The organism is Mycobacterium lehmannii (assembly GCF_002245535.1).
Taxonomy (GTDB): domain Bacteria; phylum Actinomycetota; class Actinomycetes; order Mycobacteriales; family Mycobacteriaceae; genus Mycobacterium; species Mycobacterium lehmannii.
Genome location: NZ_NKCN01000027.1, coordinates 19794 through 32976, shown reverse-complemented (window position 1 = coordinate 32976; position 13183 = coordinate 19794). Strand labels below are relative to the sequence as shown.

Below are 13183 nucleotides of genomic sequence, written 5' to 3'. Positions count from 1 at the left end.
CATCAGGCTGCCGTGTCAAGGACTGGGGCGCGTGCCGACTCGCGGACCTGGGTTTGCGGATTCCGAAAAGGCTCGCTCGCACGAAATACCCGGGCCGAGTCGTTCGGCGCGGCCAACGATCTGGACGGGGACCGGGTGGGTGGTTCCGGTGCCCGATCGGTGGCTGCCAGACTTGCCGGGTGGAATCGACCGTAGATGCTTGGGTGATGGCATGCTTGCGGGCCCTGACCCTGATCGATGTGTTCAGGTTCGGTGGCGCTGAATCGCTGCTCGCGGTTGTTCGGGGGCGTCGGTGAGCGCCGCTCGGATCGATTACCTGGTCTCCCGGTTTCCCCAGCCCTCCGAGACGTTCATCGTTCGCGAACTCGACGCTTTGGCGTCGAGTATGCCTTACACGTTCGGGCTGCGATCGCTGTTCCCGGCGCACGCCTCGGCGGTACACGACATAGCGCGCAAGTGGGTCCCGCAACTACGTCGCCCATCAGCGGCTGAGGCGTTGCTAGGGCTCGGATGGGCGACGGCGCGCAACCCACGAGTCCTCGCGTCCGTGATTGCCACGGTCACAAGGGAATACGTCGCACATCCGAGCCGGCTCGCGCGAGCCCTGGTAACGGTTGCCCTTGCCTGTGCGCATGCCAGGGAACTGCAACGTTCGAAGGTTGCAGTGCACCTCCACGCTCACTACGCGACGTATCCGGCGCTTGCCGCGTGGGTTTGTCACCGACTTCTCGGGGTCGGCTACAGCTTCACCGCCCACGCCCACGATCTTTACATCGACCAGTCCATGCTGGCCATCAAGATTGCAGAGGCGGACTTCGCCGTCACGATCTCGGAGTACAACCGCCGATTCCTGGATCGTTTCGCCTCACCCGGTACGGCCGTGACCGTCGTGCACTGCGGCATCGACCTGGACAAGTATCCGTTCCGTGAGCGGGCGATGCCGGCAGAGGGGCCCATACGTGCGCTGTGCGTCGCGACTCTAGGAGAAAAGAAGGGACATCAGGTCCTGTTCCGTGCGCTTGCGATCGGAGGGCCCGGTGTCGACCGAATCCAGCTGGATCTCATTGGCTCGGGTCCGCTCCGTGACTGTCTTGGCAGGCTGGCGGATGAACTCGGGATCAACGATCGGATCACGTTCCACGGCAGCCGCACCGAAACCGAGGTCCGCGACGCTCTCGCTGTGGCGGACATGTTCATCCTGCCCAGCGTGATTGCAGCCGATGGGCAAATGGAAGGCTTGCCGGTTTCTCTCATGGAGGCATTGGCCTGCGGGCTACCGTCAGTTTCCACGGCGCTTTCCGGGATCCCAGAAATCGTCCTCGATCGCGAGACGGGATTGCTGGCTATTCCGGGAGATGCCCAAAGTCTCCGCGATGCAATGGAGTCGATCATCGGGAACCCCTCCGCCGCGAAGCAATATGCCCGGGCTGGAAGGAAGCTGGTGGAGCAACAGTTCGATATTCATACCGCGACAGCCGCTCTGTCGCAGCTTTTCGAACAGCACTCGACGTGGACCGCGGGATCAACGTGAAGTAGGTCCACTGGTTGAGAGATCGCGGATGCGCGCACAGACCCCATTGAAGGTTTGGCGCGCGGCTAGCGAAGAGGTCGCAGTTAATACCCGGATCGGGCGTGAGAGCCCACGAGCGTAGTCATGGAGGCCAGCCTTGCGATCCGCCTCGATTCGGCTTGCCGATCGGGTTCGGTGCCGGCACCCGCGCCGTCGACTATGATCAGCTCCCGCACGTGGTCACGGCCCCCCGGCATACTTCGGCCCAACCGGCTCGGCCTGTGACAACAACACCGGACGACGGCGAAAGAGACACCATGATCAAGCGGCGCTTCGTCATTCTTCTTTTCGCTCTGATCGGCGCTGTTCTCGGGGCAGCATTCGGAGCGCTTGCGGCGCCGACGTCGCAGCGCTACACGGCGTCGGTCAATGTTGCGCTGACTCCCGGGCCAGATTTGACGACCGCGGAATCATCCAGTTTCTGGGAAGTTCTGACCCGCGGCCAAATCAGTCGAACGGCAGCCATCGTATACGAAGACTCTCGCTGGCTAACATCAGCGGCCAAGGCCGCAAATGTCCAGCAGAGCGAACTTACCCTCAGCGCCAATGCGTTACCGGATACCTCGGTACTTTCCGTCAGTGTGACAGCGAACTCATCGGCTGCCGCCGAGGCGGCGCTCAGCGATGTGTTGACTACTGCGTCCGCGGAAGTAGCGTCGGTGACCGCACCATTCCTGGCGAAAACGCTGTCGCCGACGGAGGGCAGTGCGCGTCGGGTTCCCGTTCCCGGCAAAGCACAGTTCGCGGCGGCAGGTGCACTCGCAGGGCTTCTGGGCGGCGGTAGTGTCGGATGGTATTTCCTGCGACGACGCGGTGGTTCGCGGCTCGCCCACGATCAGCCTACTGACATCGCCGAGACCGACGCCGTCGACCAAGGCTATGCCGCCCACCAACATGATCCCCTCGGCCAGAATGATGCTGTCGTCGGGAATCGCGCTAAACATTCGGCATGACGAGTTTGAACCGGACCGCTGCGGCCGCGAACGAACTTGCCGGGTTCATCCTGGCGGCAGCGGTCGCGACTTTCGGTGCACTCGTCATTTTGGGATCGCGAAACCCGGTGCTTTTACTTGCGGCGCCGATCGGCGGGATCGGATTGATTTTCGCGGCTCGGCGTCCGCTTCTGGCGGTGACCATCATGGTTGTCGTCGAGGTCACCAATGTGTCCGGGGTGCTGGCCCCCCGCTTGGGAATCCCGTTTTTTCCGGCATCCTTGCTGATGGGCCTGATGGCAGTCGCCTTCGCACTACGCGATCCAAAAGCCAGGAGTCGACTCAACGGGTGGACGATGGCGTGCGCCGGCTTCCTGGTCGTGTTTCTGGCCACCCAGGCGGTAGCCACGATCGGCAGCGTGGATATGTCGGCATCACTGACCACCATGCGCAGGGGAATAATCGACTGTCTTTTCGTCATGTTGATATTGCTACTGGTTCAGCTGACCGCACGGCCATGGGTGCTAGCCGTAGCCTTCGTTGTGCCGCTGGCTTTGCTGAGTTCACTGACTGTCATCAATGAGCTGATCTTCGGCGGCACCATGCCGTTCGGCGGTTTCGCCGACGTGGCTGCTGTGACGGCAGCGGACCAGAGTTTCGCTACGCTGCGCTACGGTGGTCCGTTGCCGGACTCGAACTTCTGGGGTCGTTACCTGGTCATGGCATTACCCCTGGCGGCTGCTCTACTGACCAGGGCGCTGCGCTCCGGGCGGCGGTACGCAGTGGCGATGTGGATGCCGGTGCTCGCAGCCCTTTTCGCTGGAATCTATCTGACCCAGTCCCGCGGGACGTACGCGACCGCCGGCATCGCGATGGCCGTGTGGTTTCTCGCCTGCGAGCGATCGGTTCGACGGCGCGGCATGGCGGTGCTGCCGCTGGCCCTACTGGCTTTCGCGGTGCCGGGCATCGGAGATCGGCTGGTGCAGACAGTCGTTGACCTTTCGCAGGCCCAGGAAAATTACAGCATCGACTCTTCGACGCTGAACCGAGTCTCGGCCGTCGAGATGGCTTGGAAGATGTTCGAGGACCGTCCGTATTTCGGATTTGGTCCCGGCTCATTCGTCAGTGAGACGATCAATTACGCCGGGCGGGTGTCCACCGCTACCCGGGGTTCGGCCGGCGCCCCGCACAACTTGTACGCCGAATTTGCCGGCGAGTCCGGCGTTTTCGGGTTACTTGGCTTGGCGGTGCTCATCCTGGGATTTCTGACCGTGGTGGTACTGCGGATCATCGCACAGCCCGCCTCGAGCGACCGGGTGCTGGCCGCGGCGGTGTGCGCGGCGATCATCGCATATTCAGTAGCCAGCATCGCGTTGCACATGGCGTATTTCCGCGCCTTCGGAGTGGTGCTGGCCCTAGCGGCAGGACTTGCGCCGGCGTTGCCGTTGTCGGTTGATGTGATGCCCCGATTCCTGCGTGGTGTCGCTGTCTGGCTACTGGCGGGGATACTCGGATGCTTCGCATTCTGGCTGTGCCTATCGGTGAGCAGCTCTCCGAGCGTCACCGCGACCCAACGGGCGACGTTGGTCCCGGAAGGGCCTATCGACGGCTGGTACGCCTATGCGCTGGACATCCGCTCTCGGATCGAGCTTCTGCCCACATTCGCGACCATATTGCAGGACACAACCTCGCCGGTCAGCGTCACCGCCGACCCGGTGCGGGGAGTGCTGAAGCTCACCACTACCGCAGACACAGCGAGTGCCGCCCGCGACGAGATCCAACTCGCCGCCGCACATGCCGGATCAGCGTTGAATGCCTCAATCGGTTACCAGCAATACTCTTTGCGGACGGTCGGTGGCATGCAGATCGTCCCTTCCCAGAAGCGAGCGCCATTCGCTCCGGTAGTGGCCGGCGCCGTCGGCGCCAGCACCGTACTGGTGGCTGGGCTGGCACTGTCCCGCATGTTGGCAAGGCGGCCAAAGTACACCCCGTCCGGCCGATCGCCAACCGGGGATCTGGTAACGGTGTGACGCGCAAGTCCATCGTGCCGACCGTCGAATCCTGGTAGTCCGGTCCACCGGAGCGCCGAAATAACGAAATCACCTACGCACCGAGTGCTCAGCGCTTCACTGCCCGCGCGCACACTTCCACTGCGAAGCGTGGGTCGTGATGATTCAACTGTCGTCTTGTGAACTCGTGGGCCGCGAGGCCTCGAATCTCACCTGCAGCAGTCAGCGAGTTCCCGTAGGCCCGGGTAACGATGTTCTCGTCTTCGAAAGCGCCGGCAAGTGCGAACCGAAGTCCCTCCTGCGTGAAGCGAAATAGTTCGCCGTACTCCGGACAGCACATGCTCACCTGCGGCACTGCAATCAGCACGACCCCACCCGGTCGGAGAATGCGGTGCAGCTCTGCAATCGCCTTCTCGAAGCCAGGGATAACGTGCAGCACGTGAGTGCAGATTATGCAGTCGAATTGGTCGCTGGGGATGTCGTTTGCCGTTGTAAGATCGGCTTGTATCGTGGTATGTGGATTACCCGCCTCAAGGTTCAGTATGTCAATTTTCGTGATCCGAGAATCTTCGCCAAACCTAGACGTATAGTCATTTGCGGAAAACTCGAGACAATTGCCCCGGATATCTTCGGAGAACTCGGGAAGAAAAAGCTCCTCAAGGTAGTACCGGGCAATTTCCTGGCCACGATCTCGCCCCCACCAAAAACTTAATGGCTGCACACCAACTGACAGGCGTACTCTCGCATAGGGTGAGACAAGCCCACGAAATATCTTCTTGCCGGAGTCTTTAACAGCTCGCGGAGATTTATCGAGGAGACGCTTTGCGATCTGTTTCACTTGGTTGAATCCCATCTATCAAGCCGACTTGCCAAGGGGCCCATCTGTCAAGCTGTCAGATGCGGGCACGAGAACCAACTGAATTTGCCAATTAGCCTCGTCTTCTCCTCCCCATCATGGGCCGTCACCGAATTCAAATACTGATCCTCGCAATCGCGAAGCCACGTAGGCGCCGTGCCGTCCATCTATGCGCCAGCCTTCCGCTGCCCGGAAACCGCCTTTTTCACAATCGCGCCAAGTTCTCTGATTGTCTCGCGCGCGAAAAGCGACATCATGATGGATGCCCCGAGAACGCCCGCACAGGCGGTCAAGGCCAGACTCAATAAGCCGGGCGGCAGAAAAATGTTCGGCCAAACTCCCAGTGCAACGATTCCTAGCGCGGCGATGAACCCGGGCCGGAGCGCCCGAATCACCGGCCCGAGCGTCAGGCCGACCAAGCGTGCAGCGAGAATCGTCAGAAGCGTGCCGAAAAAGAATTCGCTAACGACGAGAACTCCCGCTATGTAGGTAAGGCCGCGGCTTGACACCGCAACCATTGCCGACAAAATCAAAGCTGTCTCGGGAACAAGCACGAACAGCAGTGTGCGCGGGCTGCCTAGTGCCGGAAATACATCCGACACACCATATCGCACCGAGCCCAAACCTAGGGCGATGCCTACGAGAACCATCGGTGCAGCCGCAGGTAGCCAATTCTCGCCGAAGACAACCACTATTATGTTTTCGGCAGACAGGGCAATCAAAGTTCCAATCGAAAATCCCCACAATGTGATCACCCGCAGCGAACGTACGACGGCCGACCGCAATGTTGCGGCGTCAACGGCTCGAGCGGCTGAATATGCTGGAAACACGACGGAGGAAAATACCCAATACACATTGTCGAGCAACAACTGTGGGACTTTGTAGGCGATTGTGTAAAAGCCGAGCGCGGTTGCGCCCAGCGCGCCCAGAACGACGAAGTAGTCACCGTAGCCTGCGAGCGCGTAGACGATAGCGACACCGAACATGTTGAGCGAATACGCCAGGATCGACTTCAGGATTGGAAGGTCGAATACGAATCTGGGCAGGAAGCGAAGCAGGCCCCACGCCACGGGTACGCGAACGATCTCACCTGCGACGTAGCCGACTGCGAGTGCCCAAACGTCGAAGCCAGCCACCGCGAGCGAAATGGAAACGGCGGCGCGCACCGCGGCTGGCACCAGCTCTATCCAGATGCGACGTCGGAAATCCAGGTTCCGCTCGAGCACCTTTGTCGGCACCAGGGCACACGCTGTGACTATCACCGATAGTGACAGCAGTCTGAATACGTTCGCTTGATCGGAGACTCCGAAAAAGTTTGCAAGAAACGGGGCAAAGATCACCCCGACGACACCGAAGACAACGGCAAGCACGACGTTCAACGTCCAGGCGACTTGGACGCGGCGTCCGATACCTTCGCCCTGCTCGTAGATTACCGAGGCGCCAACACCAAGATCCGCCAACACCTGCAGGTATGCGATGTAAGCCAATCCAGCCGCGATGACACCGAACGCCTCGGGCGTCAGCACCCTAGCCAGTACAAGCGTGCTACCAAAGGTGATCGCCTTGCCGCTGCCGAAGCTGAGCAGGGCCCAAAGGAAACCACGCACGCTGCGCCCAGTCAGGCTCGGCGCAGCGGCGGATTCGTCGTCGCCGTCCGAATCCTTAGCGTCGGACAGGCGCATCACGAATAACCAGCACTCAACGACCGGTCCGGCGACCGGCGCGTCAGGCTCGCTGAGTTGAGCATGCTGTCAACGTGGCCTCGATTACCGTGCCATAGGGTTTCCTCGTCAGGACTGCACGTCATCATCGCCCGCCGGCTGGCCGCTGCCCGACCGCGACCTTCGACCGCCCATCCAGAATGCAACGATGCCGACCGCGACCGCTCCGCCGACCCCGACCAAAGCCCACCACGGCGAGATGCCATCGGAACTGCCAGAGGACTCCTGCGCCGTCGGCGACATCGATGGCCCGTAGACACTGAAAGCTCCGCTATCTGGAACTATCTCCGGCTCTCGGCCGGCAACAGCGACCAGCGCATTTCCACGCAGGCTCGACCACCGCGTGGGGTCGCTGGCCAGCCACCTCAGCAACTCGTCGAGTTGCGCGGCCGCGCCATTGGACGTCGCTATCAGCAGGGAGCGTTGGCCGTCGAACACTGTTTGCAGGGATCCGAACTGAATCCCTGGGTCAAGGCTGAAAGTCGTGTCCGCCGTATTCTCGCCACCATCAATCGCACCCATCAGTTTCAGGCGCCCGTCCTCGGCGCTCACCGGCAGCGAAATCGACGACTCTGTCCAGCCGTCCGCACTGATGAGGACAGCCGGATCGTCGCTGTTCATCGCCTGCTCAAGAGATGACACGTCAAACGAGAGCGGCACCGCGCTGAGCCGCTGGAGTCCCACCGCAATCTGCGTCGCGCGGGCAGTGTCGGCGAACCTGTTCGCACCGATGCCGACCAGCATTCGTGGCATCAAAGCCTGTGGCAGGGATTGAAAACCGGGCGGGATCGGCGGCTGGGCTGGAGCGCTCTCCACCACGGTGTTGCCACTGATCTCCAGCCTAATCGCTCTGAAATCGCCACAGTATCCGGTTTCGCCACTGGTCTCGACTCTCACGTCCAGGTTGGTGAAACGCTGCACGAGGCGGTCGGGAACCTCCACCCACTGATCGATTACACCGTTTGATTCAGTCGGCCAGGATCCGACGATTTCTCCTCCGACGGAGGCCGTCATCTGTGAACCCAAGGCGGCTGGAACCGGCGTGTACGTCCCCAACAAATGCACCCGGATCCCCTGCGTGGGATGACCGAACCGGGTCTGGTCCAATCCGATGCTCACCTTCGGAGCCACACCCACTGCAGAAAGTTTCGACGCGCCCAACTCGGTCAGCGTCGCGAGGTTGCCTGGCAGTGGGGGAATAACGGACGGTAGATCGCCCGGAATCACCTTCGTACTCAGCGCCATTTTCACAGAGCCGCGGGTAAGCAGCCGGGCGTTATTGGTGAGCTTGTCCGCCGGCCCGGAGATGAGTAGGTCAGGCGGTCCCGCACCTACTAAGGCAACACCTTCGTCCGGACCTTCTTTGATGATGATTCGGCGTTCAAATGGTAGCGAGGGGCTGCCGGGAATGGTCGCGTCGTCGGCCAGCGGCACGAGGACTACCTGCGGGTTCTGGCTCCGATAGCGTGCCGACAGGGTGGCTGCGAGCTGCACCGCCGCTTCAGATTCGTCTTCTGATGGCGTAGCAGGCACCCCGATTGTCAGGGTGCGCAACAGGGGCGGAAGAAAGTCGGCGACCGTGGTCGGGGCGAATGCCTCTCCGGCGTAACTGACCGAACCATTGACGAATCTGACCGGGTTCTCTGTATCTAGACAGTATCCGTCTTCGGCGAGCGCGGTCAGTGTCAGGTTCACAGATGCAGACTCGTCGACAATCTGGACACCATTAAGGGGAATGACGAGCGGGGCAAGGTCTGTCGGTGGCAACCCGATCTGTCCGATGAGACGGTCATCCTGCGTAACGGTCAAGGTTCCGGACCTCATATTGAACGGAAGATCGACGGTGACATTCAGCGATGTCGGGTATAAGCCCGCTGGCACGGGGATGTACAAGGGGAGGGTGGCCGTGGTCCCGTAGAACACCAGCGTGCCATCCTCACCCAAATCGTTCAGCGGCAGAGTGAGGGCAGCGCCGGGATCAGGGGCCGGTGGTGGCTGGGCGTTGACCACTGGCGCCGAACAGATGGGAATTGCAATGACCGCGGTGAGCGCTGCGAGCCGTCCGAGCAATCGGGCACCCAGGGCCGGAATCGTGGGCAGTTGAGTTCTCCTCGTCATCGCATGACGCCAGAAACGTCGCCGGAGGCACTTTACAAGAATTTTCAAGAATTGCCGTGCGATCGTGATTCGCCGCAATGCCAATCGTCACTATTGGAACTATTGGACAACGCTAGCGCCCCTCCAACGAGCTATGACCCTTATCTGCTACCACCGGGTCTCGTTTCACACGTAGTAATCTCACGCGAATCCGAAGTCGGCCCGGACGGCAGGACTTTGGCCGATGTCGGGTCGTCGACCATCTCAAGAAAAGCGCCGCGCGCCGCCTTGTCGGCTGATGATGCCGACCCTGGACTTCCGCCTCGACATTCACTCATCCCCTGGGTTCGGGACCCATCCCCGACGGCCCCCTGGCCGAACTGGTATGCGGGCGTCATCGAACTGGTGGTCCGTCTACTGGTGCTAGTAGGGTTGTTCACGCGAATCGGGCGTCACTCGGTTCCGGGGCAATGGCCATCGTCGTCTACTTCACCGGGCATCAGCCAGTCATAGGAGACCGCGCACTATTACGACGTGTGAAGAGCTCTGACCAAAGAGCCGGTGGCGATTGCGCCGCCGGCCCTTTGGGCATTCAGCTGTGAAAATCCTGTCCGCCGCGCGTAGGGTTGAATCACATGACGACCAATCTGGACGCACGCCTCGCCGGTTACTCCGCACCGTTCCTGATCATCCCGCATCATCTTCGGTCTGCTGTTCACGCTGCACGGCTCGCAGAAGCTGTTCGACTGGCCGATCGCCGCGCCGATGCCGATCGAAGTCGGGGCGTGGCCGGCATGGTGGGCTGGACTCCTCGAGTTCGTACTCGTCGTACTTCGACGTGTAACCGAGCCGGGTAAACATCAGTCGACACTTCGGGCCGGGCGAGTCAAATCGCCCGGCCCGAAGTGCGTCTGCGCGTAGGGTAAACGCGCATGACGACCTTCGACGCACGCCTTTCCAGCTACTCGTCGCCGCTTCTCAGCCTCTTCCGGATTATCGCCGGGCTGATGTTCTTTCTGCATGGCACTATGAAGATCTTCGGTTGGCCGATCGGTGAAGCCATCCCCGTCGGCACCTGGCCACTGTGGTGGGCTGGGATGATCGAACTCGTGGCGGGGCTGTTGATCACCGTCGGACTGTTCACGCGCATAGCGGCTTTCATCGCGTCCGGTGAGATGGCGGTGGCGTACTTCTGGATGCACTGGCCGCCGCTCGAGGGTCCTCCTGCCAGCTTCTGGCCGTTCGAGAACGGCGGCGAGGCCGTGCTCCTGTACTGCTTCGGGTTTCTCGCCATCGCAGGCTTGGGTCCAGGTGTCTGGTCGGCCGACGCCCGCCGCCGCACCCGAGTCGGTGGCGCGGCGCCCGGACGCGTGGTCACCGGCACCGCCGCACCGGCCGCCACTGCTGCGCCGGCCGCCACTGCTGCGCCGGTTCGGCGTCGCGGCCTGCTGAGCCGTTTTCGGCGGTGACGCGCGGATGCGCAGAGGACTTCTGGCGGCCGCGGTAGCGGTCGCGACGGTGACAAGCGCGCTCGGCCCGGCGGCCTCGCCCGCCGGTGCCCAGAACGCCCGCCTGGTCGTGATCACCACCGGCGGCACGATCTCGACGAGCACCGATCCCAGCGGTGTGCGGCGTCCGACCGTCGGCGGTGAGGAACTCGCCGCCGGGCTGGACGTCGAGATCGTCGACCTGATGCAGAAGGACAGCTCGCAGCTGACCCCCGCGGATTGGGACGCGATCGGCGGTGCCGCCAAGGACGCGGTGGCCAACGGCGCCGACGGCGTGGTCATCACGCACGGCACCGACACCATGGAGGACACCGCGATGTGGCTCGACGTCACGTACCGCGGTGGCCCGCCGATCGTGCTGACCGGTGCACAGCGGTCCTCCGACGCCCCCGACGCCGACGGGCCCAAGAACCTGCGGGACGCACTGACCGTCGCGGCCAGCCCGGCCGCTAGCGAGCAAGGTGTGTTGATCGCGTTCGACGGCACCGTGTTTCAGGCACTGGGCACCCGCAAGATGGACACCGCGATTCTGTCGGCGTTCGCAGGCGCACCGATCGGCACGGTCGGCGGCGACACGTTCACCCTGACCCAGCCGGCGCGACGCCCGTTCATCGCCGAGGTTTCGGCGGCCAACGCGCCGCGTGTCGACATCGTCGCGGCCTATCCGGGCGATGGGCCAGGACCGATAGACGCAGCCGTCGCATCCGGTGCGCGCGGAATCGTGGTGGAGGCGTTGGGTTCCGGGAACGCCAGCGAGGCCGTGGTGGACGCGGTGCGTCGGCATGCGCCTGCCGGCGTCGCATTCGCGATCTCGACCCGCGTTCCGACCGGTCCCGTCGAAGCCGCGTACGGACCCGGCGACGACATGGTCAAGGCGGGAGCGGTGATGGTGCCGACCCTTCGGCCCAGTCAGGCCAGGGTGCTGGTGATGGCGGCGCTGGCCGCGGGCCAACCGGTGGGCGACGTGATCGCTCGCTGGGGCTAGCTGTCGAGCCGAAGGTCCTTGCGGAACCGCTTCATCCCGTCGATCTTCTCGGCCAACGAGGCTGCCGGGCCGGCGTAGAACATCCACGGCATGGTGATGATGCCGGTGATGCCACCTGCTTCCGCGCGGTCGAAATGATCGGGGGTGAACGCGTCGGTCAGCGGGGTCAGCACCTCGAAACCATCCATGGTCAAACCGTTTTCGGCGCGTAGGTCGCGCAGCGTGGCGACGCGTTCGAGGGCACGGTCGGTGGTGATCAGGTCGCCGATCCAGCCGTCGTGGCGCGCCGCGCGGCGAAGCGCGATATCGGAGAGCCCGCCGACGTACACCGGGATCGGCGGCGGTGTCGGCTCCATCTCCAACTTCGGCGTCGTGTAGAACTCGCCGTCGAACTCCGTCCAGCCCGGTTTCCAGAGTTCCTTCATCAGGTCGAGCATCTCGTCGGTGCGTTTACCGCGCCGCGCGAACTGCTGACCCATCAGCGTGAACTCCTCCTCACACCAGCCAACGCCGATGCCGAGTTCGAGTCGGCCGCCGGCCAGGACGGCCGCGGTGCCGATCGCCTTCGCCGCCGAGTACGGGTCGCGCATCGCGGGCAGATACACGGTGGTGACGAACCGCGACCGTGACGTGACGAGAGCCAGCCCGCCGATCAGCACCCACGGATCGGGCCAGTCGGTGAACGCCTTCCAGCGCCTGCTGCCGTCCTTGGTGTAGGGGTACGGGGTCTCCAACGTCTCGAGGTTGACGACGTGATCCGGGATACCGAGGCCTTCGTAGCCGAGATCGTCTGCGGCCTTGGCGATCTCGACGACCTCTGCGGTGTCGAGGAACGCCAGGCTGACATAGAACTTCATCCGGCGTCCCTCGCCCACGCCGGCTGGATGAACACACCCTCAGCTTCCACCGTGGGCCCCTGTGCGTCGAGCAGATATCCGCGGGCGAACGTCTTGACCCCCTCGGACCGTTCCACGAACGCCTCCGCACGCAGCGGTCCCAGCGGTGTGCCGCGCAGATAACGCAGCGAGATGGTGCCGGTGAACTTCGGCTGGGTGAGGCCGTCACTGGCGGCCTCGCCCAGTAGATGGTCGAGCACCAACGCGCAGATGCCGCCGTGCACCCACCCCGGCGGCCCCTCGTAGGCACCGCTCAGCGTGAACTCACTCCAGCAGCGGGCGTCCTGTTCGTGGTGGATCACCATCGGCGGTGCGATCGCATTACGCAGTCCCACAGCGGGATTCGCCCACGCCAGCGGACGGCCGGTGGCCTCGTGCCGCAGGGTCGAGGACACCGGGCGCTGTGTGCTCTCGAGAATCCGTGTGACGGCCTCGATCTTGGCCTGCGCGTCCGCGACGGCGGTCTCGTCGATCTCGGTGTGCAGGCTCGCACAGATCAGTCGGCGCACCGCCTCGGTCAGCGGACCGTACAGCGCGCGCTGGCGCTCGTACTCCTCGTCGGTGATCACGTCGAACCCGAAATCCATGCTCATCGGCTGTGCCTATCCA

At 62.9% G+C, this 13183-nt stretch carries 10 protein-coding genes and 1 pseudogene; 5 read left to right on the top strand and 6 right to left on the bottom strand.

Going from position 1 to position 13183, the window contains the following annotated elements:
• Nucleotides 1-292: 292 nt before the first annotated feature.
• From CEX87_RS22890 to CEX87_RS22880, 3 genes are all read left to right on the top strand, one after another.
• Nucleotides 293-1531 (top strand): glycosyltransferase, encoded by a 1239-nt coding sequence (locus tag CEX87_RS22890; protein ID WP_064394047.1) that lies wholly within the window; start codon nucleotides 293-295, stop codon nucleotides 1529-1531.
• A 296-nt stretch (nucleotides 1532-1827) separates the two neighbouring features.
• Nucleotides 1828-2523, top strand: a complete 696-nt coding sequence (locus tag CEX87_RS27160; RefSeq protein ID WP_142301119.1) for a hypothetical protein — start codon at nucleotides 1828-1830, stop codon at nucleotides 2521-2523.
• Nucleotides 2520-4532 (top strand): O-antigen ligase family protein, encoded by a 2013-nt coding sequence (locus tag CEX87_RS22880; protein WP_064394049.1) that lies wholly within the window; start codon nucleotides 2520-2522, stop codon nucleotides 4530-4532. Before CEX87_RS27160 ends, CEX87_RS22880 begins: the two co-directional genes overlap by 4 nt.
• An 88-nt stretch (nucleotides 4533-4620) precedes the next feature.
• Here CEX87_RS22880 and CEX87_RS22875 read toward each other — a convergent pair whose 3' ends face one another.
• From CEX87_RS22875 to CEX87_RS27270, 4 genes are all read right to left on the bottom strand, one after another.
• Nucleotides 4621-5364, bottom strand: coding sequence for a class I SAM-dependent methyltransferase (locus CEX87_RS22875; protein WP_082694876.1), 744 nt, complete (start codon nucleotides 5362-5364; stop codon nucleotides 4621-4623).
• A gap of 170 nt (nucleotides 5365-5534) precedes the next feature.
• A complete protein-coding gene (locus CEX87_RS22870) occupies nucleotides 5535-7049 on the bottom strand; it encodes an oligosaccharide flippase family protein (protein WP_094289225.1) in 1515 nt (504 codons plus the stop codon).
• Between the two features lie 108 nt (nucleotides 7050-7157).
• Nucleotides 7158-9206, bottom strand: coding sequence for a hypothetical protein (locus CEX87_RS22865; RefSeq protein WP_094289223.1), 2049 nt, complete (start codon nucleotides 9204-9206; stop codon nucleotides 7158-7160).
• A 666-nt stretch (nucleotides 9207-9872) separates the two neighbouring features.
• Nucleotides 9873-10046: a hypothetical protein gene (locus CEX87_RS27270; protein ID WP_158220787.1), complete on the bottom strand. Its 174-nt coding sequence runs from the start codon at nucleotides 10044-10046 to the stop codon at nucleotides 9873-9875.
• A gap of 71 nt (nucleotides 10047-10117) precedes the next feature.
• On the opposite strand from CEX87_RS27270, the pseudogene CEX87_RS22850 reads away from it, so the two are divergent.
• Both CEX87_RS22850 and CEX87_RS22845 read left to right on the top strand, forming a co-directional pair.
• Nucleotides 10118-10531 (top strand): annotated as a pseudogene (locus tag CEX87_RS22850) (DoxX family protein); the annotation flags it as partial.
• Nucleotides 10532-10661: 130 nt separating this feature from the next.
• Entirely contained in the window at nucleotides 10662-11678 is a 1017-nt protein-coding gene (locus tag CEX87_RS22845) for an asparaginase (protein ID WP_094289219.1), read from the top strand.
• Here CEX87_RS22845 and CEX87_RS22840 read toward each other — a convergent pair.
• On the bottom strand, nucleotides 11675-12535 hold the full coding sequence (locus tag CEX87_RS22840) for a TIGR03619 family F420-dependent LLM class oxidoreductase (protein WP_064425744.1): 861 nt from the start codon (nucleotides 12533-12535) through the stop codon (nucleotides 11675-11677). The genes CEX87_RS22845 and CEX87_RS22840 overlap by 4 nt on opposite strands.
• On the bottom strand, nucleotides 12532-13167 hold the full coding sequence (locus tag CEX87_RS22835; RefSeq protein ID WP_094289217.1) for a PaaI family thioesterase: 636 nt from the start codon (nucleotides 13165-13167) through the stop codon (nucleotides 12532-12534). Before CEX87_RS22835 ends, CEX87_RS22840 begins: the two co-directional genes overlap by 4 nt.
• Nucleotides 13168-13183: the final 16 nt, after the last annotated feature.